The following is a 25,687-nucleotide window of genomic DNA, read 5'->3' as shown; positions in this document are numbered from 1 at the left end:
GTGCCCTGTCGGGCCGGTCGACGCGTTCTGCCGAGAGCTCCCCGGTGATGGCCGGATCACAGCGGTCCCAATCGTACAAGGCGAGGAGGCGCGGCGCGATCAGGTGCAGAGAGTGCAGAATCGGGTCCATGACAACCGAGACCGGCGCGGCGACCCGAGGGGCGGCGAAGCCCGAGAGCTTCGTCACCGTGCTGGTCGCCTTCGTGGCCAATCTGCTCATCGCCGTCGCGAAGACGGTCGCGGCGCTCCTGACGGGCTCGGCCTCGATGGTCGCGGAGTCGGCGCATTCGTGGGCGGACACCGGCAACGAGGTGTTCCTCTTCATCGCCGACAAGCGCGGGGTGCGGCGGCGGGACGCCGATCATCCCCTCGGCTACGGGAAGGAGACCTACGTCTGGTCGATGTTCGCGGCGTTCGGCCTCTTCACCGTCGGCGCCGTGGTCTCGATCCAGCACGGCATCTCGCAGCTCGGGGCGGCCGAGGCCGCCGAGGACTACCTGGTCAACTACATCGTGCTGGGCGTGGCGTTCGTCCTCGAGGGCACGTCGTTCCTCCAGGCTCTCCGACAGGCCCGCGGCAGCGCCCGGGAACGCCGCCAGCCGACCCTCCGCTTCGTGCTCCGCAGCTCGAACCCCACGCTGCGGGCCGTGTTCGCCGAGGACGCCGCGGCCCTCGTCGGCCTCGTCATCGCCTTCCTGGGCATCCTCCTGCACCAGATCACCGGCTCGGCCGTGTTCGACGCGATCGGGTCGATCGCCGTCGGCGTGCTGCTCGGCGTCGTGGCGATCGTCCTCGTCGACCGCAACCGGAGGTTCCTCGTCGGCGAGAGCCCGAGCGACGAGCTCGAGTCGCTCGTGCTGGACCGCCTTCTGAGCCGACCCGAGATCGCCCGCGTGACGTATCTGCACACCGAGTTCGTCGGGCCCGGCCGCCTCTACCTCGTCGCCGCCGTCGACATGACCGGCGACGAGACGGAGGAGCACGTCGCCGTCGCCCTCCGTCGCGTCGAGCGCGAGATCGAGGAGCACGACGCGGTCGAGGAGGCGGTGCTCACCCTGGCCACGCCCGACGAGCCGAGCCTGCGGCTGCGGAGCTGATCCCCGAGCGGCCGTCCATCGTCGGCTGCGCCGTCCGTCGCCGGCTGTCCGTTGTCGGCTGTCCCGGCGCATCGTCACCACCCTGTCAGGTAGACGAGGGGCCGGGCGTCTAACGTGAAGCGGTGCGCGCAGTGATCCGGTTGGCCCGAGCCAACCCCTCAGCCCTTCGATTCCTCGTGGTCGGCGGCATCGGCTTCGTCATCACCATGGTGATCAACTACGGCCTCAAGCTGTTCGTCATCCCCCAGCATCCGGTCACCGCCCTCGCCGTCGGGATCATCGTGGCGACGGTCGTGTCGTACTGGATGAACAAGAAGTGGTCGTTCGACGACCGGGGCGACCGCCACACCGGCTACGAGATGCTGCTCTTCGTGATCGTCAGCGTCATCGGCGTCGGTCTCAACTCGGCACCGCTGTACTTCTCCCGCTACGGCCTCGGCCTCGAGGTGCCGAACGTGTCGTTCGCGACCCAGGAGGTCGCGGACTTCATCAGCGGACCGATCATCGGCACTCTGATCGCCATGGTCTTCCGCTACTGGGCCATGAACAAGTGGGTGTTCCCGAAGCGCGCCGAGATCGCCGACGTGCTGTCGCCGACCTCGCCGCCCACGCAGCCGACGCCGACCCGCTGACCGGCGCGCGCCTCCTCGGGGGCGGCGTCGCGCTGGTCGCGGCGGGGCATCCGGTCAGTCGACGATCGGGTCCGACCGGACCGCGTGTCCGGCGACCGACTCGAGCCCGTCGGCGACGGGGCGGATCGCCTCGGCCAGCACGTCGTCGAGCCCACGCCTGCCGACCCCGGAGCGCGCCCACCAGGTGATGGCCGTCGCCGCTGCGGCCACCAGCGCGGAGGCCGCCACCTCAGCGGCGAGCCCCCCGCGGGACCCTCCCGAGGCCTCGGCCAGATGGGTCGCCACCACCGCCTGCAGACGCATCACGCGCACCGCGGCCGAGGCGACGAGCTCGTCACCGAGCCCCATGGCCTCCGACTGGGTCAGGGCCCACGGCACCCGGCCCGGATCGTGCGCCCGCCCCACCTCGACGAGAGCGGCCTCGACGACCCGCACCGGCGAGCCGCCCCGGCCTCCGCCTTCGCGGAGCAAACCCGCGAGACCGGCGAGCCCCTCGTCGAGGTCGAGCCAGAAGAGATCCGACTTCGACTCGAAGTGGTTGAAGAACGTGCCGCGACTGACCCCGGCGCGCTGCGCGATCTGATCGACGGTCGTGTGCGACCAGCCGTTCTCGAGGAACAGCTCGGCCGCCGCGTCCGCGAGCGTCTCGGCCGACGAGCGACGCGGTCGGCCGATGGTGCGCCGGGACGGTTCTGACATGCCCCCATCATGTCGGTACACTCGGGGAGCCACTTGTTGTACTCAGTACAACAAGTGGCTCCCGCTGCCACGCACGACCGCACCCGACCCGGAGTCCCATGCGCACCCGCCTGTCCGCCCTCACCGCCCTCACCGCCCTCACCGCCGTCGGCAGCCTCGTGCTCGCCGGCTGCACCTCGGGCGGCGACGCCTCCGACGCCTCCGCTCCCCGCTCGGGCGGCACCCTCACCTACGCGACCGGCGACGCCGAGCCGACCTGCCTCGATCCCCATGTCGGCGGCAACTACCCGCAGGCGCTCGTGTCGACCCAGTACCTCGAGTCGCTCGTCTCGAAGGACTCCGACGGGGAGATCGTCCCCTGGCTCGCCACCTCGTGGGAGGAGTCCTCCGACGGGCTCAGCTGGACCTTCGACCTGCGAGACGACGTCGCCTTCAGCGACGGCACGCCCTTCGACGCCGCCGCGGTCGCCGCCAACGTCGCCCACCTCCAGGACCCGGAGACCCTCTCGTCGACCGGCTACCTCGCCCTCGGCAAGGTGACGGGCGTCGAGGCCGTCGACGAGCACACCGCGCGCTTCGACCTCAGCGCCCCCGACAGCGCCCTTCTCGAGTCGTTGACCCAGCCCTGGGTCGCCATGGAGTCCCCCACCGCCCTCGAGCGCAGCCAGGAGGAGAACTGCGAGTCGCCGGTCGGCACCGGCCCGTTCGTCGTCGAGTCGTGGACGAAGCAGGACCGCGTCGTCCTCACCCGCAACGACGACCACACCTCGCCCCCCGCCGATGCCGCCCACGACGGACCCGCGTACCTCGACGAGATCGTCTGGCGCTTCATCCCCGACTCCGCCGCCCGCTACGCGGCACTCCAGGCCGGGCAGGTCGACGTGATCGACAACGTGCAGCCCGACACGCTGGTCGCGGCCGGGAAGGACGACGCGCTCGCCGAGATCGACGCCCCCCGCCCCGGCGCGGCGAACCGCATCGAGTTGAACTCGGGCAAGGCGCCCTTCGACGACGAGCGCGTGCGCGAGGCCTTCATCACCGGGGTGGACGTCACGGACGGCATCGACTCCCTGTTCTTCGGCACGGCCGAGCGCTCCTACTCGCCGCTGTCGAGCGTCGAGCCCCTCGCGTACTCCGACCCGTCGCTGTTCGAGGTCGACGTCGACGCGGCGAACGCCCTGCTCGACGACGCGGGATGGACCGAGCGCGACTCCGACGGCTTCCGCACCAAGGGCGGCGAGCGCCTCACGCTCGAGTTCCCGGTGAGCACGAACCAGTCGATCCCCGCCGAGCAGTCGCTCTTCGAGCAGATCCAGGCCGGAGCCCGCGACCTCGGCTTCGACGTCGTCCTGTCACCCCTCGACGTGTCGAGCTGGTACGGGGCCCTCGCCGCGAACGACTACGACCTCGTGAGCGCGCCGTACACGAAGGTCGGTCCCGACGTGCTGCGGATCCTCTACGACACGGCGGGCATCACCCCGGCGCCGAGCGGCTACTTCGCGAACCTCGCCCAGCTGAGCGACCCGGCCCTCGACGACCTCCTGAAGCGCGCTTCCGAGACGTCCGACGCCGACGAGCGCGCCGACCTCTACGAGCAGGCTCAGACGATCGTGCTCGAGAGCCGCACCGTCCTGCCCCTCTACGACCAGCAGAACCACTACCTGGTCGGCCCGGCGGTCACCGGGGTGCGTGCGCTCCCGCCCGTCTCGGCGGTCACGCTGTATGACGCGTACATCGTCGACTGAGGCCGACGGCGCGGTCGACGGGCCGACGGGGGCGACCGTCCCGGAGCCGAGGAGGCGCGGGGTCGTCCCCGCACCGCTCCGGTGGGTCACGGGTCGCCTCGCCGGAGCCGTCGTCGTGCTCTGGGCCGTCGCGACGCTGATCTTCTTCGCCATCCGGCTGGTGCCGGGCGACCCGGCCGAGGCGATCCTGGGCGGGCCCGGCTCGCAGGCCTCCGCCGAGGCGCTCGCGCTGGTGCGCGAGCAGTACGGTCTGGATGATCCGCTCGTCGTCCAGTACCTCGCGCAGCTCGGCCGTCTGATGGTCGGCGACCTCGGCACGTCGTACTCGCTCCGCACCGACGTGTCGGGGCTGCTGCTCGAGCAGCTGCCCGGCACGGTGCTGCTCGCCGTGCTGTCGCTGGTCGTCGCCTGGGCGCTCGCCCTCGGCACCGCCTGGTGGGCGACGCTCGGCGGGCGGACGGCGGCGGCGGTCTCGTCGTCGCTCGAGATCGTGGCCTCCGCCGTTCCGCACTTCTGGCTGGCCGGCGTGCTCGTGCTGGTGCTCAGCACGCAGCTGGGCTGGCTGCCGCCGGTGAGCACGGGCACGCCCGTCGGCATCGTGCTGCCGGTCGTCACCCTCGCGATCCCGGTGGCCGGGTTCCTGGGGCAGGTCACGCGCGACTCCCTGCTCGACGCGGCGGCCGCCCCCTTCGCGCTCACGGCCCGGGCCCGAGGCGAGTCGCGGTCGGGGCTCTTCCGTCGTCATCTGCTGCGGCACGCCGCCCTGCCCGGCCTCGCGCTCTCCGGCTGGGCCTTCGGGTCGCTGCTGAGCGGCGCCGTGGTGGTCGAGTCGATCTTCGCCCGGCCGGGTCTGGGGCGGACCCTGCTGCAGGCGGTGACCCTGCGCGACATCCCGCTCGTGACGGGCGTCGCCCTGGCCTCGGCTCTGGCGTACGTCGTGGTCGTGGCGCTCGGCGACCTGGCCGAGCGCGCCGTCGACCCCCGGGAGCGTGCCGCGTGACCGTCATCGCCGAGCTGCCCCGGGTCCGGTCGCGGGCGAGGGCCCGCGTGCGTCCCCCCGAGGTCGCGGCCGCGATCGTCCTGGGCGCCGTCGTGCTCGCGGCGGTGGCCCCGCAGCTCCTCGCGCCCGGCGACCCCCTCGCCGTCTCCCCCGTCGACGCGTTCTCACCGCCCGGGCTCGCGCACCCGTTCGGCACCGACGAGTCGGGGCGCGGCATCTGGACCCGCGTCGTCCACGGGACCGGCGCCTCCTTGTCCATCGGGGCGATGGCGACCCTCATCGGCACGGCCCTCGGGGTCGTGCTCGGCGTCGCGGCCGGATTCGGCGGCGGTCGGCTGCCCGGGCGCATCGCCGACGCGGGGGTCAGCCGGCTCCTCGAGGTGCTCTTCGCCCTGCCCGGTCTGCTGCTCGCGCTGGTCGTCATCGCGTTCACGGGCCCGGGTGCGGTGCCCGCGACCATCGCGGTCGGGCTCGCCACCGCCCCCGGGTACGCGCGCATCGTGCGCAGTCAGGTCGTCCGGGTGAGGCGCTCGGCCATGGTCGAGGCCGCGGTCGTGCTCGGGAGGCGACCCGGCACGGTGCTGCTGCGTCACGTGCTGCCGAACGCGCTCGCCCCCGTCGTCGTCCTCGCCACCCTGGGGCTCGGCCAGGCCGTCGTCTGGGCCTCCTCGCTCAGCTACCTCGGGCTCGGGGCGCCTCCGCCCGCGCCGGAGTGGGGGGCCATGCTGTCGGCCGGGCGCACGTACTCGACGACAGCCTGGTGGATGACCGTGTTCCCGGGCCTAGCCGTCGTGGTGACCGCCGCGTCGGCGACCGTGCTCGGTCGAGCGCTCGCCCGCCGAGGGAGCGAGCTCCCGTGACGGCAGCCCCGCAGGCCCCCGGCGCTCCCGGCCCCCTCGAGCTGCAGGGCCTCCGCGTCGCGTTCGGTGCGACGACGGTCGTCGACGGCGTCTCGTTCTCGCTCGCGCCGGGCGAGTGCGTCGCCCTCGTCGGCGAGTCGGGCTCGGGCAAGAGCGTCACGGCCCGGTCGCTGCTCGGACTCAGCGGCGGGCGGGTCGAGGTCGACCGGCTGACCCTCGGCGGACGCGACCTCTCGGGGCTCGACGACCGCGCCTGGCGGCGGATCCGCGGCGCTCGCATCGGGCTCGTGCTGCAGGACGCCCTCGTCTCGCTCGACCCGCTGCGTCCGATCGGGCGCGAGATCGACGACGCCCTGCGCCTCCACAGCAGCCTCGGGCCTCTCGAACGCCGGGCCCGCGCCGTCGAGGTGCTCGCGGAGGTGGGGATGCCCGACCCCGAGGCCCGCCTCGGTCAGCGCTCGGGCGAGCTCTCGGGCGGACTGCGTCAGCGGGCCCTGCTCGCCGCCGCCCTCGTGCTCCGACCCGAGGTGATCGTGGCCGACGAGCCGACGACTGCGCTCGACGCCGAGGTCCAGCGTCTCGTGGTCGATCGCCTGGCAGCCCTGCGCGACGCAGGGACGGCCGTGCTCGCGATCAGCCACGATCTGGGCGTCGTGCGTCGACTCGCCGACCGGGTGCTCGTGATGCGCGACGGTCGCGTCGTCGAGCAGGGCGCCACGGCCGACGTGCTGGGCTCCCCCGAGACCGAGTACACGCGGCGACTGCTCGCGGCGCTGCCGGGCGGGGTCCCCCGCGGGCGCCGCCTGTCGCGGCCCGCCGACGCCGAGGGGCAGGAGGCGCGGGTCGCGTCGTCTCCCGAGCCCGACGCCGCCGTCGTCCTCTCGGCCGACGCCCTCCGCCGGGTCTTCCCCGCGGCCCGCGGACGGGCCGCCCGGGTGGCCGTCGACGGGGTCTCGCTCGAGCTGCGCGAGGGCGAGACGCTGGGCCTCGTCGGCGCGTCCGGGAGCGGCAAGACCACGACCGCGCGCCTCCTGCTCGGACTCGACGAGCCGGACGCCGGCACGGTGCGCCTCCTCGGCGGGCCCTGGTCGCCGGGCCGCGAACGCGACCGCCGCCCCCGCCGGGCGGGGCTCGGCGCCGTCTACCAGGATCCGGCGAGCTCGTTCGACCCCCGCCTGACCGTGGGGCAGCTGCTCGCCGACGCGGTCACCGCGGGTCGCAGCACCCGGCCGGGGACCGCCCGCTCCGAGGTGACGGCGCTGCTCGCGCGCGTGGGACTCGCCGACGACCTCGCCGCACGGCGTCCGGCCTCGCTCTCGGGCGGGCAGCGCCAGCGGGTCGCGATCGCCCGGGCGTTGGCACCACGGCCCCGCGTGATCGTCTGCGACGAGCCCGTGTCGGCGCTCGACGTGTCGGTGCAGGCCCAGGTGCTCGACCTGCTCGACGATCTGCAGCGAGACGACGGCCTCTCGTACGTGTTCATCTCGCACGATCTCGACGTGATCGGGCACATGGCCGACCGCGTCGCCGTCATGCACGACGGTCGCGTCGTCGAGCAGGGGCGCACCGCCGACGTCTTCGCGTCCCCTCGTCATCCGCACACCCGCGCCCTCCTGGCCGCGCGTCCCTGAACCCGCGCCACCCCTCCGAGGAGGCGCGGTGCGGCCCGCGTAGACTGGCCGTCGTCCCACAACCAGGCACCTCCACACCGACACGGTGCCGCCCACAGAACCGGAGAAGACCATGCCGTCAGCCATGCCCGAGAAGCCCGCACTCGAAGGACTCGAGGCCCGCTGGGGCCAGGTCTGGGAGTCCACCGGCACCTACCGGTTCGACCGCGCCGACGCGACCCGCGCCTCCGTCTTCTCGATCGACACCCCGCCGCCCACCGCATCGGGCAGCCTGCACATCGGCCATGTCTTCAGCTACACGCACACCGATGTGAAGGCCCGGTTCGAGCGCATGCGCGGCAAGCGCGTCTTCTACCCCATGGGCTGGGACGACAACGGCCTCCCGACCGAGCGTCGCGTGCAGAACTTCTACGGCGTCCGCTGCGACCCGTCGCTGCCCTACGAGGCCGACTTCACGCCGCCGTTCGAGGGCGGCGACAACAAGTCGTCGAAGGCCGCCGACCAGGTGCCGATCTCCCGCCGCAACTTCGTCGAGCTCTGCGAGCGGCTGACGATCGAAGACGAGAAGCAGTTCGAGGACGTCTGGCGGAAGCTCGGCCTCTCGGTCGACTGGACGCAGAGCTACCGCACCATCGGCGACGACTCGCAGGCCGTCGCTCAGAAGGCGTTCCTCCGCAACCTGTCGCGCGGCGAGGCCTATCAGGCCGACGCTCCGACCCTGTGGGACGTCACCTTCCGAACGGCCGTCGCCCAGGCCGAGCTCGAAGACAAGGACATGCCCGGGGCTTACCACAAGCTCGCGTTCCACCGCACGGACGGGCAGGGCGACGTGCTCATCGACACGACGCGCCCCGAGCTGCTGCCGGCCTGCGTCGCCCTCGTGGCGCACCCCGACGACGAGCGTTACCAGGCGCTCTTCGGCACGACGGTGCGCTCGCCCCTGTTCGACGTCGAGGTGCCCGTCGTGGCGCACCACCTCGCTCAGCCCGACAAGGGCTCGGGCATCGCCATGGTCTGCACCTTCGGCGACACCAACGACGTCGTCTGGTGGCGTGAGCTGCAGCTGCCGAACCGCGCCGTGATCGGCTTCGACGGCCGCTTCGTCAGCGAGGCCCCTGATGCGATCACCTCCGAGGCGGGTCGCGCCTCGTACGCGCAGCTGGCCGGCAAGACCGTGTTCAGCGCCAAGCAGTCCGTGGTCGAGCAGCTGACCGCCTCGGGCGAGCTGGTCGGCGAGATCCGCACGATCACCCACCCCGTCAAGTTCTTCGAGAAGGGCGACAAGCCCCTCGAGATCGTCTCGACCCGTCAGTGGTACGTCGTCAACGGCGCCCGCGACGAGTCGCTGAAGTCGTCGCTGCTCGAACGCGGCGCCGAGGTGGCCTTTCACCCCGAGTTCATGCGCGTGCGCTACGAGAACTGGGTGAACGGACTGAACGGCGACTGGCTCATCTCGCGTCAGCGCTTCTTCGGCGTGCCGATACCAGTCTGGTACCCCCTCGACGGCGACGGCAACCCCGTCTTCGACGACGTCATCGTGCCGACCGAGGCGCAGCTGCCCGTCGACCCGTCGTCGGACGCGGCGCCCGGATACGACGAGTCGCAGCGCGGCGTGCCCGGCGGCTTCGTCGGCGAGGTCGACGTCATGGACACCTGGGCGACGTCGTCGCTGACCCCTCAGCTGGCCGGCAAGTGGGAGACCGACCCCGAGCTGTTCGATCTCGTGTTCCCGTACGACGTGCGTCCGCAGGGCCAGGACATCATCCGCACCTGGCTGTTCTCCACGATGCTCCGTGCACAGCTCGAGGCGGGCACCGTCCCGTGGCGGAACGCCTCGATCTCGGGCTTCATCGTCGACCCCGACCGCAAGAAGATGTCGAAGTCCAAGGGCAACGTGGTCACCCCGGCCGCGATGCTCGACGACCACGGCTCGGACTCGGTCCGCTACTGGGCGGCCTCGAGCCGGCTCGGCACCGATGCGGCGTTCGACCCGCAGAACCCGAAGCAGATCAAGATCGGCCGACGTCTGGCGATCAAGGTGCTGAACGCCGCGAAATTCGTGTACTCGTTCGAGCTGCCCTCGGGCGAGCACGCCGTCACGGAGCCGCTCGACCGCGACCTGCTGGCCGCCTTCGCCTCGGTGATCGAGACGGCGACCGAGGCGCTCGAGAGCTACGACCACGCCCGGGCGCTCGAGACGACCGAGAAGTTCTTCTGGACCTTCTGCGACGACTACCTCGAACTCGTGAAGGAGCGCGCCTACGGGGCGACCACTCCGGCGGAGCAGGCCTCGGCGGTCCTCGCACTGCGCACGGTCCTCGAGGGTCTGCTCCGACTGCTCGCGCCCTACCTGCCCTTCGCCACGGAGGAGGTCTGGTCGTGGACGCACGACGAGTCGATCCACCGGGCGCCCTGGCCGTCGGTCGCCGAGCTCGGTCTCGCCGACGGAGAGAAGGCCACGGGCCTCGTCGGTCTCGTCGGACAGGCGCTGATCTTCGTCCGCCGCGCGAAGTCCGATGCGAAGGCCTCGCAGAAGACCCCCGTGTCGACGGCCGTCATCACGGCTCCGGCGGCCCAGCTGGCGCTGGTGCGTCTCGCCGCCGGCGACCTCGCCGCGGTCGGAAAGATCGCCGACCTGTCGTTCGCCGAGGGCGACGAGCTGGCCGTGGGCGACATCGTCTTCGCCGAGCAGCCGGCCGACACGGCGGCGGGCGCCTGATGCAGCTCGGAACGCGCTGGAACGTAGGAGGCACGGCTCCCGCCGATCTCACCCCTCCCGTCCTCGGGGCGATCGCCTCCGTCGAGCGCGAGCTCGCCGATCAGGGCGTCGACGCGTCGACCTGGCGCTGGACCCTCACCTGGCTCGAGCGGCGCCCGGTCGTCGAACTCGACGACGGCACGGTCATCAAGGTCGACGCCGTGACCGGCGAGGCCCACGTGCACGAGCCCGTCGACGCCGAGGGCGACGACGACTAGCCGGAGCCCACACCACGAACGACGACGTGCCGCTCACCTCCATCGGTGAGCGGCACGTCGTCTTCTGAGGTCAGACGGGGTCCGCCCCCGCGTGAGCCGGGACGACCTCCTCGGCGGGAAGAGCGACTTCGTTCGCCGGCGCCGGCCGAAGGGCCGAGACCACGAGCGCGACCAGGGCCGCGATCCGGACTGAGGCTCAGAACCAGGTCTGCGTCTCTGAGACTCCTGCCAGCACGGCATCGATCATCGAGACGAAACAGACGAGCACGAGCATGACGACCAACCAGACGCGAGACATGGTCACTTCATACTCAGCAGCCTTGCTCGCATCGTCATCATCTTCTCCGGTCCGGGATGCCTCGTCGCATCCACAGAGCCAGAATAGGTGTTATGCCAACAGCCGTCATAACAGATGTGCAACAGTGTCGAAGCGGTCGAAGGTGTCTCAGATCAAGGTCCGGGTTCTCCTGACTCCTGCCCGATGATCCTTCACTGCGAGGCATGCACATGAGTCGTCAGACGCGGCCGAGCACCTCGCCGTGCGGCATGACCAGCAAGCCGTCGGGGGCGTCTCGCCAGGAGCGCCAGGCGTCGGCGATCGCGTGCAGCTCGTCGTGGGTGGCCGCGCCCTTCGCGATGGCGTCGGCGTAGAAGGCCGACTCGGTCGCTCGGGCGGCCCAGCTGTCGCCCCACCAGGTGCGCTCGTCGTCCGAGGCGAAGCACCAGACGGAGGCGCTGCTCGCCACCTCGTCGAAGCCGGCCTCGAGCATCCAGCCCTTCAGGCGCCTCCCGGCGTCCGGCTCGCCGCCGTTGCCGCGGTGCACGGCCTGGTAGACGTCCATCCAGCTCTGCAGACCCGGATTCTCCGGTGCCCAGACGCAGCCGTGGTAGTCGACGTCGCGAGCCGCGACCACTCCCCCGGGGCGCGCGACGCGACGCATCTCGCGGAGCGCCGCGACCGGGTCGCCGACGTGCTGCAGCACCTGGTGCGCGTGCACGACGTCGAAGGAGTCGTCGGCGAAGGGCAGGTCGAACAGATCGGCCGTATCGAAGCGCACCCCGGACAGGCCTCGCTCGGCGGCCAGCCGCGTGGCCTGCTCGACGATCTCGGCCGACGAGTCGATCCCCACCACCGTGCCGGGTGCCACGCGCTCGGCCATGTCGACCGTGATCGTGCCCGGACCGGCGCCGACGTCGAGCACGCTCGCCCCCGCCGTGAGATGCGGCACGAGATAGGCCGCCGAATTCTCGACCGTGCGCCACGTGTGACTGCGCAGGACGCTCTCGTGATGACCGTGGGTGTAGCGGGCCGTGCCCTCGGGGCGTTCGCTCATGCGCCGACCCTAGCGCGCCTCCCCGGCTCACCTCCGGCCTCGTGAGGGCACGACCACCCGGCCTAGGCTCGGAGCATGACGAACCCGTTCCTCGCCCCCAGCACGCTGCCGTACTCGCTGCCGCCGTTCGAGAGCATCACCGACGACGACTACCGGCCCGCGTTCGACGCGGGTCTCGCCGAGCAGCTGGCCGAGGTCGAGGCGATCGCCGCCGACCCCGCCGAGCCGACCTTCGAGAACACCGTCGCCGCTCTCGAGCGCAGCGGAGCGACGCTCGCCCGGGTCGGTCACGTCTTCTTCAACAAGACGTCGTCCGACTCGAACCCGACCACCGATGCGCTCGAGCTCGAGCTCGCGCCCCGACTGGCCGCGCACTCCGACGCGATCCGCCTCGACCCCCGCCTGTTCGGGCGCCTCCGGAGCCTGCACGACCGACGCGACGCCCTCGCCCTCACGCCCGAGCAGCGCTACCTCGTCGAGCGGCTCGTGGACGAGGCGAAGCGGTCGGGTGCCGATCTCGGAGACGACGACAAAGCGCTGCTGCGTGATCTGAACGGGCGGCTCTCGACCCTGACGACCCGCTTCGAGAAGAACCTGCTCGCCGACACGAACGACCTCGCGGTCGTCGTCGACGAGGTCGCCGAGCTCGACGGTCTCGACGCCGGGGCGATCGCCGCCGCCGCCGAGGCTGCCCGAGATCGAGGGCTCGACGGCCGCCACGTCATCAGCCTCGTGCTGTTCAGCGGGCACCCCTACCTCGCGTCGCTGACGGACGAGCGCCTGCGCGAGCGGATCATGCGGGCCTCGCTCTCGCGCGGGCGCCGCGGCGGCCCGTTCGACAACCGCGAGCTCGTGCTCGAGATCGCTCGGCTGCGCGCCGAACGCGCCGAACTGCTCGGCTTCGCGAGTCACGCCGCCGCGGTCACCGCAGGCGAGACGGCCGGCACCCCCGAGGCCGTCGCCGATCTGCTCGGGCGACTCGCGCCTCCTGCGGCGCGCAACGCCCGCGCCGAGCAGGCGGAGCTCGAGAGGCGGGCCGGGCGTCCGATCAAGGCGTCCGACTGGGCCTTCGTGACCGAGCTCGTCCGCACCGAGCAGCACGACGTCGACACCGCGGCGATGAGACCCTGGTTCGAGGCCGAGCGGGTGCTGCACGACGGGGTCTTCTTCGCCGCCCAGCGGCTCTACGGACTGCGCTTCACCGAGCGACCCGACCTCGTGGCCTACCACCCCGACGCGCGGGTGTTCGAGGTCGCCGACGACGACGGGTCGCCGGTCGGCCTGTACGTGCTCGACCTCCACACGCGCGACAGCAAGCGCGGCGGGGCGTGGATGAACCCGCTCGTGTCGCAGTCGGCGCTGACCGGGCTGCCGAGCGTCGTCGTCAACAACCTGAACGTGCCGAAGCCGCCGACCGGGCAGCCGACCCTGCTGACGCTCGACGAGGTGACGACGTTCTTCCACGAGTTCGGCCACGCGCTGCACGGCCTCGTCGCCCGCGTGACGTATCCGACGTTCTCGGGCACGAACGTGTTCCGCGACTTCGTCGAGTTCCCGAGTCAGGTCAACGAGATGTGGATGCTGCACCCCGAGGTGCTCGCGAACTACGCAGTCCACCACGAGACCGGCGAGCCGCTGCCCTCCCGGCTGGTCGACGCGCTCGTGGCGTCGCAGGGCTTCAACCAGGGCTTCGAGACGAGCGAGTACCTCGCCGCCGCCCTGCTCGACCAGGCCTGGCACTCCCTGTCCGCCGCCGAGGCGGCGGCCGTCACCGACGTCGAGGCGTTCGAGCAGGAGGCGCTGGCCGCGGTCGGCCTCGATCTCGCGGCCGTCCCGCCCCGCTACTCGAGCACGTACTTCGCGCACACGTTCGCCGGAGGCTACGACGCCGGCTACTACTCGTACATCTGGAGCGAGGTGCTCGACGCCGACACGGTCGAGTGGTTCGACGAGAGCGGCGGGCTCGTGCGCGAGAACGGCGACCGGTTCAGGTCCCGCCTGCTCGGCGTGGGCGGCTCGAAGGACCCCCTCGAGGCGTACCGGGACTTCCGCGGTCGCGACGCGCGGGTCGAACCGCTGCTCGCCCGTCGCGGGCTCGCCTAGCCCCTACGGTTCGAGGCGCCCGTGTCGACGACGGAACGCCCCGGCCGCGGCGGCCGGGGCGTCGTCGTCGTCGTCGATCGACTAGGCGGACTTCTCGGTGCGGTGCTCGACGACGCGCGGCACGATGGTCGGCGCCGCGTTCTCGAGGACGGAGGCGCGGGTCACGACGACCTTTCCGACCGTCTCGTCGGAGGGCACGTCGAACATGATCGGCCCGAGGACCTCTTCGAGGATCGCCCGCAGCCCGCGGGCACCGGTCTGGCGCAGCACGGCGAGGTCGGCGATCGCCTCGAGGGCGCCGCGGTCGAACTCGAGCTCGACGCCGTCGATCTCGAACATGCGCTGATACTGACGGACGAGGGCGTTCTTCGGCTCGGTGAGGATCTGCATGAGCGCCGGCTGGTCGAGCTGGGTGACCGTCGTGACGACGGGCAGACGACCGATGAACTCGGGGATCAGACCGAACTTGTGCAGGTCTTCGGGCAGGACCTCGCTGAACAGCGCCGCCTCGTCCTCTTTGCTGTGCAGCGGGGCGCCGAAGCCGATGCCCCGCTTGCCCGCACGGTTCGAGATGATGTCTTCGAGCCCGGCGAACGCACCGGCGACGATGAACAGCACATTCGTCGTGTCGACCTGGATGAACTCCTGATGGGGGTGCTTGCGCCCTCCCTGCGGCGGCACGGACGCGACCGTGCCCTCGAGGATCTTCAGGAGAGCCTGCTGCACGCCCTCGCCCGAGACGTCTCGGGTGATCGACGGGTTCTCGGCCTTGCGGGCGATCTTGTCGATCTCGTCGATGTAGATGATGCCGGTCTCGGCGCGCTTGACGTCGTAGTCGGCGGCCTGGATCAGCTTGAGGAGGATGTTCTCGACGTCTTCGCCCACGTAGCCGGCCTCGGTGAGAGCCGTGGCGTCGGCGACCGCGAACGGCACGTTGAGCCGCTTGGCCAGGGTCTGAGCGAGATAGGTCTTGCCGCAGCCTGTGGGGCCGATGAGGAGGATGTTCGACTTCGAGATCTCGACCTCGTCGGCGAGGGACTCGGCCGCCGTGAGCGTGGACGCCGCACGGATGCGCTTGTAGTGGTTGTACACGGCGACGGAGAGCGCACGCTTCGCCGCGTCCTGACCGATCACGTACTCTTCGAGGAACGAGTAGATCTCGCGGGGCTTCGGCAGATCGAACTCGCTGGCGGGCTCTTCGCCGGCCTCGGCGAGACGCTCTTCGATGATCTCGTTGCAGAGCTCGACGCATTCGTCGCAGATGTAGACGCCGGGACCGGCGATGAGCTGCTGGACCTGCTTCTGGCTCTTTCCACAGAACGAGCACTTGAGCAGATCGGCGCTCTCACCTATACGTGCCATGCTCGGACCCTCTCGTGGCGTGCTGATCGGCGACCCTCGACGATCGTCGTGCTGAGAGCCTAACGCGATCCTCCGACAGCGTCGGACCCCCGCGCGGTCGCCCTCGGATCGGGGACGGCACGAAGCCCCGGGCCGAGGGCCCGGGGCTTCGCGTCGACCACGGTCGAGGTGCGGATCAGCGCGTGAGCGCCGGCTGGTTCTTCCGCGAGGTCAGCACCTGGTCGACGAGACCGTAGGCGAGCGCCTCGTTCGCGCCGAGGATGTTGTCGCGCTCGATGTCGCGGTTCACCTCTTCGGGCGTCTTGTTCGAGTGGAACGACAGCGTCTCCTCGAGCCAGGTGCGCATCCGCAGGACCTCGGCGGCCTGGATCTCGATGTCGGAGGCCTGGCCACCGCTGCTGCCGCCGGTCGCGGGCTGGTGGATCAGCACGCGGGCGTTGGGCAGGGCGAGGCGCTTGCCCGGCTGGCCGGCCGCGAGCAGCACGGCCGCCGCCGAGGCGGCCTGACCGAGGCAGACGGTCTGGATCTCGGGACGGATGTACTGCATCGTGTCGTAGATGGCCGTCATCGCCGTGAACGAGCCGCCGGGCGAGTTGATGTAGAGCGTGATGTCGCGATCGGGGTCCATGCTCTCGAGCACGAGCAGCTGCGCCATGATGTCGTCGGCCGACGCGTCGTCGACCTGCACGCCGAGGAAGACGATGCGGTCTTCGAACAGCTTGGCGTACGGGTCCTGGCGCTTGTACCCGTAGGCGGTGCGCTCTTCGAAGCTGGGGAGGATGTAGCGGGAGTCGGGGCTCTGCACCCGGCCCGCGCCACCCATCATCGGGAGTTCCATGAGTTCTTCTCTTTCTGTGATGACGATCGGGTGGGGGCTACGCCTGGTCGGTGCCGGCGCCGCCGACGACGTCGGTGGCCGAACCGCGGATGTGATCGACGAAGCCGTATTCGAGGGCTTCCTCCGCCGTGAACCAGCGGTCGCGGTCGCCGTCCTCGTTGATCTGCTCGACGGTCTTGCCCGTCTGAGCGGCCGTGATCTCGGCGAGGCGACGCTTCATCGAGAGGATCAGCTGAGCCTGCGTCTGGATGTCGGACGAGGTGCCGCCGAAGCCGCCGTGGGGCTGGTGCAGCAGCACGCGAGCGTTCGGCGTGATGTAGCGCTTGCCCTTGGTGCCGGCGGTGAGGAGCAGCTGCCCCATCGAGGCCGCCATCCCGATGCCCACCGTGACGATGTCGTTCGGCACGAACTCCATGGCGTCGTAGATCGCCATGCCCGCGGTGATCGACCCGCCGGGCGAGTTGATGTAGAGGTAGATGTCCTTCTCGCTGTCCTCCGCGGCGAGGAGCAGGAGTTTCGCTGCGATCTCGTTGGCGTTCTCGTCGCGCACCTCGGAGCCGAGCCAGATGATGCGGTCCTTGAGCAGTCGGTCAAAAACACTGTTGGGCAGTGTCACGTCGGCCATGGTGGAGCTCCCATTCGTTGTCGCTTGGTGTCGAATCTATAGGGTCCAACCCGCGTGTTCCGGGCTGTTCGCCCACGGCAGATAGTGGCCGGCGAGGGGGACGACGAAGGGCCGGGTGCGTTCAGCACCCGGCCCTCTCATGTCGACCTCCGGTCGAGTCGGTCGCGACCGTTATGCGTGGTCGTGACCCTCGTGGTCGTCGTCGTCCGTGCCGACGCCCGCGGTCGCGGTGAAGGCCGACAGGTCGACCGCCGCACCCTCGCCGTCGACGACCTTGGCCTTCGACAGCACGACCGCGAGGGCCTTGCTGCGCGCGACCTCGCCGACCATGGCCGGGATCTGGCCGTTCTGGTCGAGGACCTTGATGAACTCGCCGGGCTCCATGCCGTACTGGGCTGCTCCCTGGATGAGGTACTGGGTCAGCTCGTCCTGCTCGACCTTGACCTCTTCCTTCTCGGCGATGGCGTCGAGGAGGATCTGGTTGCGGAAGGCCTTCTCGCTGCTCTCCTTCACCTCGGCGCGGTGCTCGTCGTCCTCGAGACGGTTCTCCTGCTCGAGGTGACGGTGGACCTCGTCCTCGACGAGCTTCTCGGGGACGGGGATCTCGACCGACTCGAGGAGCTTCTCGACGACCTGGTCGCGAGCCTGGCCGCCCTGGCCGAACGACTTCGACTTGGCGAGCTGCTCGCGCAGATCCGACTTGAGCTCGTCGATGGTGTCGAACTGGCTGGCGATCTGAGCGAAGTCGTCGTCGGCCTCGGGGAGCTCGCGCTCCTTGACCGCGGTCACGGTGACGGCGATGAGGGCCGTCTCGCCCTCACGGTCGCCGCCGAGCAGCTTGGACTCGAAGGTCGTGCTCTCGCCGGCCGTGAGGGACTCGAGGGCCTCGTCGATGCCCTCGATGAGCTCGCCCGAGCCGAGCTCGTACGAGATGCCCTTGGCGGTGTCGACCTCGTCGTCGCCGATGGTCGCGGTCAGGTCGATCTGCGCGAAGTCGCCGGTGGTGGCCGGGCGGTCGACGGTCACGAGGGTGCCGAAGCGCGTGCGCAGGTTCGCGAGCTCCTCGTCGACCTCGTCGTCGGAGATCTCGACCGTGTCGACGGTGAGCTCGATGCCCTCGTAGTCGGGCAGATCGAAGTCGGGGCGCACGTCGACCTCGACGGCGATGGTGAGGTCGCCCGAGAAGTCCTTCACGTCGGGCCAGCCGACGACGTCCGCCTCGGGACGGCCGAGCACGCGGATCTGCGTCTCGGTGACGGCCTCGCGGTAGAACTTGTCGAGGCTCTCGCTCACGGCGTGGTTCAGGACCTCTTCGCGACCGACGCGCTGGTCGATGATGGGCGGCGGCACCTTGCCCTTGCGGAAGCCGGGGATGTTGATGGTCTCGGCGATGTGCCCGTAGGCGTGCGTGACGCTGGGCTTCAGCTCGTCGGGAGTCACGACGATGTTGAGCTTGACGCGCGTGGGGCTGAGCTTTTCAACCGTGGTCTGGACCAATGTGGGGCTTCTCCTGTGTTGACGACGCTGAACTCACATCCGAGACAGCAGGTAGACGATCGTCGGGGCGACAGGACTCGAACCTGCGATCTTCCGCCCCCAAAACGGACGCGCTAGCCACTACGCTACGCCCCGTGTATCACCTGGATCGGTCTCGCCCCGTTCGGTCCCGTTGAGGTCGGGTGGGGAAAAGGCCGCAGTCAGTCTAGCCGACGCGAGGGGCCGGTTACTGAACGAACCGGGGGATGGTTTATAGTGGTCTCACCCGTGCGGTGCGAACCGCTCCGGGGATGTAGCTCAATGGTAGAGCCTCAGTCTTCCAAACTGATGGCGCGGGTTCGATTCCCGTCATCCCCTCCACTCACTCCTCCGGCGTGACCGACTCCATGATCGCGTCGAGCCCGGTCTCCGGCAGCACGCGTTGCCCGAAGTACTCGGCTCCGTACTTCGTGAAGTGGATGCGATCCGGTGACAGGATCCGCCCCTCCTCGTCCGTGATCGGGATCCGCCCGCCCTCGGCGAGGTCGAGCCACGGCACGAGATGCTCGGCCGGCACGAGCTCGCGGGCGACGCGGTCCCGATCGACGATCTCCTCGGGCACGCGGTTGGTCAGCAGAGCGCGCTCGTCCGGGCCCTGGCGGATGATCCAGTTGGCGTTGTCTCCGAAGTTCTTCGCCCCTCCGACGAACATCTCCTTGCCGTCGGCCACGGCCCGGTCGAGATCGTCCCGCACGCACGGCTCGTAGGTCCGATCGGTCGCGTAGAGGATGAGATCGGCCTGCTCGTAGCGCTCGTCGAAGTGCGCGGGTCGGGGCTCGGCGTCGAAGCAGCCCAGCACGCCGGGCTGGTGGATCATCTCGAGCCTGGCGTCCGGGTACGTCTCGAGGACCGCGTTGCCGAGGTCGCGCGAGAAGCTGTTCCCCACCACGAAGACGTTCAACCGGTCGTCGTCGACGAAGCGCGCCGCGTCGGACTCGATGAGTCGCTGCACGTACATGACGTCGATGGCCCCGTCGGCCAGCACGTCGGGCCCGTACACCCGTCCGGGCAGCCCGTCGCCGGCGTTCAGCACGAGCCCGAACGCGGTGACGACGACGACCGTCGAGCCGATCACCGGCACGAAGACCCGGGGCCGGACGGCGCTCGGCGACCGGAACGGCGTCTCGACGAACCGCCAGGTGAGCCACGCCAGACCGAGAGAGGCGAACGACAGGGCGACGAACACGACGACGGGCGGCTGCTCGGGCGACCAGACCCGGGCGAAGGCGAAGAGCGGCTGATGCCAGAGGTACGCGCTGAAGCTGATCAGCCCGACGCCGACCATCACCGGTCGCGAGAGCACCCGGGCCGCGAGCGTCCCCTCGCGCGCGAAGGCGATCACCAGGGCGGTGCCGACGACGGGCACGGCCAGGACGGCCGGAGGGACGGCCGTGCTGCCGTCGACGAGGACGACGGCGCCGACGATGGCCGCGAGGCCGACCGCGGCGGCCGCGGCGGCGGACCGCGGGCCGAGGAGGCGCGGTGCGGCATCGCCCCGCCCCGCCATCCGCAGGGCGAGCCCGGCCCCGACGAGGAGCTCCCAGGCCCGCGACGGCAGCAGATAGAACCCCGCGTCGGGGTCGACGACCACGAGCCAGGAGGCCACAGCGATGCTGGCGACGGCGAGGACGGCGACGCCGAGCAGAGCCGTCCGGCGGCTGCGGGCGAGCAGCACGAGGAGGAGCAGGGGGAACACGAGGTAGAACTGCTCCTCGACCCCGAGGCTCCAGGTGTGCATGAGCGGCTTGAACTCGGAGGCGGTGTCGAAGTAGCCGCTCGAGACATAGAGCAGCAGGTTGTTGCCCGACAGGATCGTCGACACGAGCGACTGCCCGAAGCCCTCGAGCTCGTCGGGCATCATCCAGAGCAGAGCGAACGGGGTGCAGACGACCAGGACGACGAGGGTCGCCGGGAGGATCCGCCGGATGCGCCGCATCCAGAAGGACCGCAGGGAGAAGGCGCCTCGAGAGCGCTGGCCGACGATGATGCCCGTGATCAGGTAGCCGCTGATGACCAGGAACACGTCGACGCCGACGAGTCCCCCCGAGAACCCCGCCACCCCGGCGTGGAAGAGGATGACGCTGACGACCGCCACTGCTCGGAGGCCGTCGATCTCGGGTCTGTACGTCATCTCTCGGGGCCTCCGGGCTCGGAATTCAGTGAACAGATATCAACTTTAGCATATCAATATCGGCTGACCCAGGGCGATTAGACGTCGGGCGGCCGGGTGCCGCACAATGTCGCCATGACCCCGGGCCCGTCACTCCTCCGCCGCCGCCGACCCCGTGCCCTCGGGGTCGCCCTGCTCGGACTGGCGCTCGTCACGGGCCTCGGCCTCTCGGGCTGCAGCACGCCGAGCACGACGCCGCCGCGCGCCGAGGGCGGCGCGGCTCCAGCCGCCGCCGCGGGCGACCTGCGCGTGGCCGTCGTGGGCGACTCGCTCAGCGCCGGGCGGAGCAGGTTCCTCGGGAACGGCCTCGACGACAAGTCCTGGATGACCTACGCCCAGGGCGACGGCATCGAGTTCGCCGGGGGCTGGGCCAAGGCGGGCGCGACCGTCGAGGAGATGGCAGCCGCCGTCTCCCCCGTCGACGCCGACCTCCTGGTGCTCATGGGCGGCACGAACGACGTGCGCCTCGGGACGAGCTTCGCCCAGGCGCGATCGTCGTACGAGTCGATCATCGAGACCGTCGGCGCCGACCGCGTGCTCATCGCCGCCATCCCGCCCTACGAGCGGGCGCCCGAGGCCGCGACGACCTACGACGCCGATCTCGCCTCGTGGGCCTACGGCGAGGGATACGCCGTCGTCGACCCCTGGACCTTCGCGAGGGGCGACGACGGCCTCTTCGCGCCGGGTGCCAGCGCCGACGGCATCCACCCGACGTACAGCGGATACGCCCGTCTCGGTCGCGCGTTCCGTGACCTCATCCTCGAGACGATCGTGCCGAGCGACGCCATCACCTCGGGCCCCGAGGCGTCCGACGATCGCGGCGTCTCCGCGCCGTCAGCCGCGGGCGCGCTCGTCGGCTGACGGCGTCGAGCCGTCGGTGACGGCCTCGTCACCGGGCGCGGTCGCTCCGAGACCCGCGGGCCCCCCGCCGCGCGACGGCCGACCCGAGGGCTTCAGCCTGAGAGCCTGCTTCTCGACGGCCCAGTAGGTCGCGGTGGCCAGCAGCAGGGTGATCGTCACGGTCACGACCAGATAGAGCGCGTAGAGCGCCCGCCCGCCCTGCCCCGGATCGAGGAGATCCTGCATGATGCGGATGACCGGCATGTGCCAGAGGTACACGCTGAACGAGATGACGCCGAGATTCCGCACGGGCGACCAGTCGCAGAACCGCGCGATCCAGCCCAGACGATCGCCGTGAGCGGGCAGGACCATGAGCAGCAGCATCCCCGTGAAGCCGATCGAGGCGAAGGTGTCCTGGAACTCGGGGGTGGAGCCGATCCAGGCGACGACGAAGGCGGCGCCGATCACCACCATCAGCGTGCCGCGGAGGGCGGAGATCGCGATGGGGGTCGCCGACCCGCGTCGGACCGCGATGTACAGCAGCGCCGCCGCCATGCCGAAGGCGAAGAGGTCGGCGTGCAGCAGGAGGCTGCGGCTGACCACCGAGAACCAGTTGTCCGACCAGCTCAGCTCGCCCCCGCTGAGACCCGAGGTCTCGCCGACGGTGTGCTGCCAGATCTTGCCGCCCACCCCGGCGACGAACATGACCCCCACGGGCACGAGCGCGCCGATCCACCCCGAGGTGCGGAGCGCCACCCGGCGACCGAGCATCGCCAGGAACGGCAGCACGAGGTAGAAGGTCAGCTCGACGGTGAGGGTCCATGACACCTCGAGACCCGTTCGGAGGGTGCTCGGCAGGTACGAGTGCAGCAGAGTGAGGTCGGCGATCGTCTTCCACCACGGGAGCCGCCCGAACTCGTTCTGCGACAGGAACGACATCTGCAGTCCGAAGTTCACGATCAGGAGCACCACGACGTAGGCGGGCCAGATCCGCAGGAACCGGTTCGCCGTGTACCGCTTCAGCGACGGCAGCTCGCGCCCCTCGATGATCCGCGTCGCGAAGGGCCAGAACAGCAGGAACCCCGAGAGCACGAAGAACAGGCTGAGACCCTGGTGCATGAGGAAGACGAGCAGCGGAAGGGTCTCGTCCTCCACATCCCGGGTCAGCACGTGGGCCACGTGGTAAGCCAGCACGGCCATGGCCGCCAGCCCTCTGAGCCCTTCGAGTCCGACGATCCGGTCACCCCAGTGCCGACTCGTCGACGAGGTGGTCGAGGTCGGGATCGAGGCGGGCGCGGACATCGCCACAGGCTACCCGAGGCCTCCGGCGCGCGCCCCGTCGTCTCGCGCACCGGGGTCGTGACGGGGGATCCCGAGGAGGCGCGGGTCTAGTTCTGCAGGTACGCCAGCACCGCGAGCACCCGCCGGTGGTCGGTGCCGCTGTCTTCGAGGAGCAGCTTCTGGAAGATCGACGTGACGTTCTTCTCGACGGCGCCGGTGCCGATCACGAGCGCCGACGCGATCGCGGCGTTCGTCCGCCCCTCCGCCATGAGGGTCAGCACCTCGCGTTCCCGCGGCGTCAGGGCGGCGAGGGGGTCGCTGCGCCGACCGAGCAGCTGCGACACCACCTGCGGGTCGAGCACCGTGCCTCCGTTCGCGACCCGCTCGAGGGCGTCGCGGAACTCGTCGAGCGAGGCGATGCGGTCTTTGAGCAGATAGCCCACTCCCCCGGAGCCGGCTTCGAGGAGATCGCGGGCGTAGGCCACCTCGACGTACTGCGAGAGCAGGAGGATCGCCGTGCCGGGTCGGCGAGACCGGATCTCGATGGCCGCGCGCACCCCCTCGTCGGTGTGGGTCGGCGGCATGCGGACGTCGAGCACGGCCACGTCGGGGGCCGCGTCGTCGAGACCGGCCAGCAGCTGATCCGCGTCGCCGAAGGCGCCCACCACCGTGACCCCGAGCTCGTCGAGCAGTCGGACGAGCCCCTCGCGCAGCAGCACGGAGTCGTCGGCGACCACCACGCGGAGGGCGGGGTCGAGGGTGGTGTCGGGCATCCGCTCAGTCTACGAGCGGGACCGTGTCGACGGGCAGGGTCGCGGTCGTCGCCATCGGGATGCTCACCGTGACGATGGTCGGGCCGCCCGCCGGGCTCGAGATGTCGAGGAACCCGCCGAGACCGACGAGACGCTCCTGGACGCCGGCCAGCCCGTGTCCGTCGCGGAGCCCCGCTCCACCGCGACCGTCGTCCGTGACGACGAGCTCGAGGAGGAGCCCCGCGCCGTCCGGGGCCTGTCGGGTCCGGACCACCAGGTCGGCCGACGACGCCTCGGCGTGCTTGCCGATGTTGGTCACGAGCTCCGACGCGATGAAGTAGGCGTTGCGCTCGATGTCGCTCGAGACGACGACGTGGGCGGGGACCCGGTCGAGCAGGGTCGTGGGGATCACCGATCGGTCGACGAGCGACTCCAGGGCGGCGATGAGACCTCGGTCGAGCAGCAGCGGAGGCGCGAAGCCGCGGGACAGCGCACGCAGCTCCTCGAGGGCCTCCTGGGACTGCAGCCGCGCCTCCTCGATGAGGGTCCGGCTCCTGTCGGGGTCGGTCTCGATCGCGCGTGAGGCGGCGGCGAGATCCATCTGCAGACGCACGAGGCGCTGCTGCGGACCGTCGTGGATGTCGCGCTCGAGGCGGCGGAGGGCCGTGCCCTCGGCCGACAGGGCGGCGGTGCGTGAGATCTCGCGGTCGGCCAGCTCCACCTCGAGCTCGTCGGAGCGGAAGCCGCCGAGCATCGCCGCGGCGATGGCCTGGTGCATCACGACGAAGCCGTGGACGACGTAGGGCAGGAGGAGCACCACGGCCGTGAGCACGACCACGCCGAAGAAGAGGGCCAGGAGCCCGAACGACGTGCCGCCGATCGTCTCGGTGAACGAGTACGCGTCGGATGGGGCGATGGAGGTGACGAAGAGGACGCCGGCGAGGACGAGCCCGAGGGGCACGACGAGCGAGGCGACGGTCACGAACGCGGTGAATCCCGCGACGGCCGGGAACACGACGAGTGCATAGAGCAGGTAGAGCCAGTAGTGGGGGTTCGCGACGACGGACACGGCCCGGACCACCCGCTTGTCGGACCGACCCCAGACGGTGTTCGGGGTCCAGTCGACGGGGCGGATGGGCCGCTCGGAGGCCCACCGGAGCCTGATGACCTCGAAGGTGCCGAACCACCTGGCCAGCCAGAGCGAGGCGAAGACGAGGACGGCGAAGGCGATGAAGCCCGTGACCGTGTCGCCGACGCCCCGCAGCGCCGACAGGAAGATGCTCGCGCCGATGCCCACCACGACGACCAGCACCGCCGAGAGGGCGATGTAGCCGAGCTCGCGGGGAAGCCCCCGCCATCGGCGGGCGTAGCCGCCCGACTGCCGCGGCGGCGAGAGGTAGGGGTTGTGGGTGGCGATGACGCTCTCCTGGTTCATGCTGTCGAGCCTGGTCGACGACCGGCGCGCGACCCATGGTGCCAGCGACCGGAAGCCCGGTGGGGTTATCCCCCCCCCTCGGCGGCGACGATGAGGTCAGGCTGCCCTTGGTGAGCCGAGCCTCAGCTTGCTTGCGGAATCTTCTCAGACCTCTAGCGTTGTCCCCATCGTCAAGGAAAGGACCACGTCATGACCGACCTCACCCGCACCGTCCCCCAGGGATCCGTCGACCCCGACGTCGCTGCCGGCGTCGCCCAGTTCCTCAGCCAGATCGTCACCGACATGACCGCGCTCTCGGTCAACGGCAAGCAGGCGCACTGGCACGTCCGCGGCATCGCGTTCATCGCCGTGCACGAGCTCATCGACGTGGTCGTCGACCACGCCCGCGAGTGGGCCGACCTCGCCGCCGAGCGCGTCGTCGCCCTCGGCCTCCCGGTCGACGGCCGCATCGCCACCGTCGCCGCCAACACGGTCATCCCCCCGACGTCGCCCGGCTTCAACCAGATCGACACCACCATCGCCGAGCTCGTCGCCCAGATCGACGCCTCGCTGGTGGCCGTCCGCACGGCGATCGACGAGCTCGGCGAGCTCGACGCGTCGAGCCAGGACGTCGCCATCGAGATCTCGCGCGGCCTCGAGAAGGACCGCTGGTTCCTCGCCGCGCACGTCGCCGGCTGAGTCCGCTCCCCCGACGGACGGAGGCCGCCGCCCCTCGGGGCGGCGGCCTCCGTCGTCCGCGGGTGCCGCGCTCGTCGTCGATCCGGCGGTGGC

Annotated in this window: 21 protein-coding genes and 2 tRNA genes; 12 read left to right on the top strand and 11 right to left on the bottom strand. The window is 70.7% G+C overall.

Annotated elements, in window-relative coordinates; genetic code table 11:
- The first annotated feature begins 128 nt into the window (after positions 1-128).
- Both ASF17_RS02085 and ASF17_RS02080 read left to right on the top strand, forming a co-directional pair.
- Positions 129-1,097, top strand: coding sequence for a cation diffusion facilitator family transporter (locus ASF17_RS02085; protein WP_055794730.1), 969 nt, complete (start codon positions 129-131; stop codon positions 1,095-1,097).
- 122 nt (positions 1,098-1,219) lie between these two features.
- The gene (locus ASF17_RS02080; RefSeq protein ID WP_200913410.1) at positions 1,220-1,729 is read left to right on the top strand and encodes a GtrA family protein; all 510 of its coding nucleotides are present in this window, start codon (positions 1,220-1,222) and stop codon (positions 1,727-1,729) included.
- A 54-nt stretch (positions 1,730-1,783) separates the two neighbouring features.
- On the opposite strand, the gene ASF17_RS02075 is transcribed toward ASF17_RS02080, so the two are convergent.
- Positions 1,784-2,428 carry a TetR/AcrR family transcriptional regulator gene (locus ASF17_RS02075; protein WP_055794726.1) on the bottom strand — a complete coding sequence of 215 codons (645 nt, stop codon included), beginning with the start codon at positions 2,426-2,428 and terminating at the stop codon, positions 1,784-1,786.
- 98 nt (positions 2,429-2,526) lie between these two features.
- Here ASF17_RS02075 and ASF17_RS02070 point away from each other — a divergent pair, with 98 nt between their 5' ends.
- The 6 genes from ASF17_RS02070 (at position 2,527) to ASF17_RS02045 (ending at position 10,640) form a co-directional block, all read left to right on the top strand.
- A complete protein-coding gene (locus tag ASF17_RS02070) occupies positions 2,527-4,173 on the top strand; it encodes an ABC transporter substrate-binding protein (protein WP_055794723.1) in 1,647 nt (548 codons plus the stop codon).
- Positions 4,151-5,173, top strand: coding sequence for an ABC transporter permease (locus ASF17_RS02065; protein WP_082474972.1), 1,023 nt, complete (start codon positions 4,151-4,153; stop codon positions 5,171-5,173). Before ASF17_RS02070 ends, ASF17_RS02065 begins: the two co-directional genes overlap by 23 nt.
- A gap of 5 nt (positions 5,174-5,178) precedes the next feature.
- On the top strand, positions 5,179-6,033 hold the full coding sequence (locus ASF17_RS02060) for an ABC transporter permease (protein WP_369814538.1): 855 nt from the start codon (positions 5,179-5,181) through the stop codon (positions 6,031-6,033).
- The gene (locus ASF17_RS02055; protein ID WP_055794719.1) at positions 6,030-7,664 is read left to right on the top strand and encodes a dipeptide ABC transporter ATP-binding protein; all 1,635 of its coding nucleotides are present in this window, start codon (positions 6,030-6,032) and stop codon (positions 7,662-7,664) included. Before ASF17_RS02060 ends, ASF17_RS02055 begins: the two co-directional genes overlap by 4 nt.
- Before the next feature lie 112 nt (positions 7,665-7,776).
- Complete coding sequence (valS, locus tag ASF17_RS02050; protein WP_055794717.1) at positions 7,777-10,383, top strand: valine--tRNA ligase; 2,607 nt, start codon at positions 7,777-7,779, stop codon at positions 10,381-10,383.
- Positions 10,383-10,640, top strand: a complete 258-nt coding sequence (locus ASF17_RS02045; protein ID WP_055794714.1) for a hypothetical protein — start codon at positions 10,383-10,385, stop codon at positions 10,638-10,640. Before valS ends, ASF17_RS02045 begins: the two co-directional genes overlap by 1 nt.
- Before the next feature lie 515 nt (positions 10,641-11,155).
- Here the strand turns inward: ASF17_RS02045 and ASF17_RS02040 are convergent.
- Positions 11,156-11,974 (bottom strand): class I SAM-dependent methyltransferase, encoded by an 819-nt coding sequence (locus tag ASF17_RS02040; RefSeq protein WP_055794713.1) that lies wholly within the window; start codon positions 11,972-11,974, stop codon positions 11,156-11,158.
- Positions 11,975-12,049: 75 nt separating this feature from the next.
- Between ASF17_RS02040 and ASF17_RS02035 the strand changes: the two genes are divergently transcribed.
- On the top strand, positions 12,050-14,077 hold the full coding sequence (locus ASF17_RS02035) for a M3 family metallopeptidase (protein WP_055794711.1): 2,028 nt from the start codon (positions 12,050-12,052) through the stop codon (positions 14,075-14,077).
- 81 nt (positions 14,078-14,158) lie between these two features.
- Here the strand turns inward: ASF17_RS02035 and clpX are convergent, their stop codons facing one another.
- The 5 genes from clpX to ASF17_RS02010 form a co-directional block, all read right to left on the bottom strand.
- A complete protein-coding gene (gene clpX / locus ASF17_RS02030) occupies positions 14,159-15,439 on the bottom strand; it encodes an ATP-dependent Clp protease ATP-binding subunit ClpX (protein ID WP_055794709.1) in 1,281 nt (426 codons plus the stop codon).
- Positions 15,440-15,614: 175 nt separating this feature from the next.
- On the bottom strand, positions 15,615-16,277 hold the full coding sequence (locus ASF17_RS02025) for an ATP-dependent Clp protease proteolytic subunit (protein ID WP_055794708.1): 663 nt from the start codon (positions 16,275-16,277) through the stop codon (positions 15,615-15,617).
- A gap of 37 nt (positions 16,278-16,314) precedes the next feature.
- Positions 16,315-16,902 carry an ATP-dependent Clp protease proteolytic subunit gene (locus ASF17_RS02020; protein ID WP_043597035.1) on the bottom strand — a complete coding sequence of 196 codons (588 nt, stop codon included), beginning with the start codon at positions 16,900-16,902 and terminating at the stop codon, positions 16,315-16,317.
- Between the two features lie 171 nt (positions 16,903-17,073).
- On the bottom strand, positions 17,074-18,399 hold the full coding sequence (tig, locus tag ASF17_RS02015) for a trigger factor (protein WP_055794706.1): 1,326 nt from the start codon (positions 18,397-18,399) through the stop codon (positions 17,074-17,076).
- 62 nt (positions 18,400-18,461) lie between these two features.
- Positions 18,462-18,534 (bottom strand) — tRNA-Pro (locus ASF17_RS02010).
- A 151-nt stretch (positions 18,535-18,685) separates the two neighbouring features.
- Here ASF17_RS02010 and ASF17_RS02005 point away from each other — a divergent pair.
- Positions 18,686-18,759: transfer RNA gene (locus ASF17_RS02005), tRNA-Gly, on the top strand.
- A gap of 1 nt (position 18,760) precedes the next feature.
- Here the strand turns inward: ASF17_RS02005 and ASF17_RS02000 are convergent.
- Entirely contained in the window at positions 18,761-20,569 is a 1,809-nt protein-coding gene (locus ASF17_RS02000; RefSeq protein WP_055794704.1) for an acyltransferase family protein, read from the bottom strand.
- A 114-nt stretch (positions 20,570-20,683) separates the two neighbouring features.
- Between ASF17_RS02000 and ASF17_RS01995 the strand changes: the two genes are divergently transcribed.
- Positions 20,684-21,469: an SGNH/GDSL hydrolase family protein gene (locus tag ASF17_RS01995; RefSeq protein WP_055794703.1), complete on the top strand. Its 786-nt coding sequence runs from the start codon at positions 20,684-20,686 to the stop codon at positions 21,467-21,469.
- Here the strand turns inward: ASF17_RS01995 and ASF17_RS01990 are convergent.
- From ASF17_RS01990 to ASF17_RS01980, 3 genes are all read right to left on the bottom strand, one after another.
- Positions 21,443-22,750 (bottom strand): acyltransferase family protein, encoded by a 1,308-nt coding sequence (locus tag ASF17_RS01990; RefSeq protein ID WP_156357254.1) that lies wholly within the window; start codon positions 22,748-22,750, stop codon positions 21,443-21,445. The genes ASF17_RS01995 and ASF17_RS01990 overlap by 27 nt on opposite strands.
- Positions 22,751-22,836: 86 nt before the next feature.
- Entirely contained in the window at positions 22,837-23,502 is a 666-nt protein-coding gene (locus ASF17_RS01985) for a response regulator transcription factor (RefSeq protein WP_055794699.1), read from the bottom strand.
- Positions 23,503-23,506: 4 nt separating this feature from the next.
- Positions 23,507-24,916 carry a sensor histidine kinase gene (locus ASF17_RS01980; RefSeq protein ID WP_055794697.1) on the bottom strand — a complete coding sequence of 470 codons (1,410 nt, stop codon included), beginning with the start codon at positions 24,914-24,916 and terminating at the stop codon, positions 23,507-23,509.
- 189 nt (positions 24,917-25,105) lie between these two features.
- On the opposite strand from ASF17_RS01980, the gene ASF17_RS01975 reads away from it, so the two are divergent.
- On the top strand, positions 25,106-25,594 hold the full coding sequence (locus tag ASF17_RS01975) for a Dps family protein (RefSeq protein WP_055794695.1): 489 nt from the start codon (positions 25,106-25,108) through the stop codon (positions 25,592-25,594).
- Positions 25,595-25,687 lie beyond the last annotated feature (93 nt).

The sequence above is a fragment of the Frigoribacterium sp. Leaf263 genome (assembly GCF_001422285.1).
In the GTDB taxonomy this organism is placed as follows: domain Bacteria; phylum Actinomycetota; class Actinomycetes; order Actinomycetales; family Microbacteriaceae; genus Frigoribacterium.
This window is presented reverse-complemented; position numbering and strand designations above follow the sequence as displayed.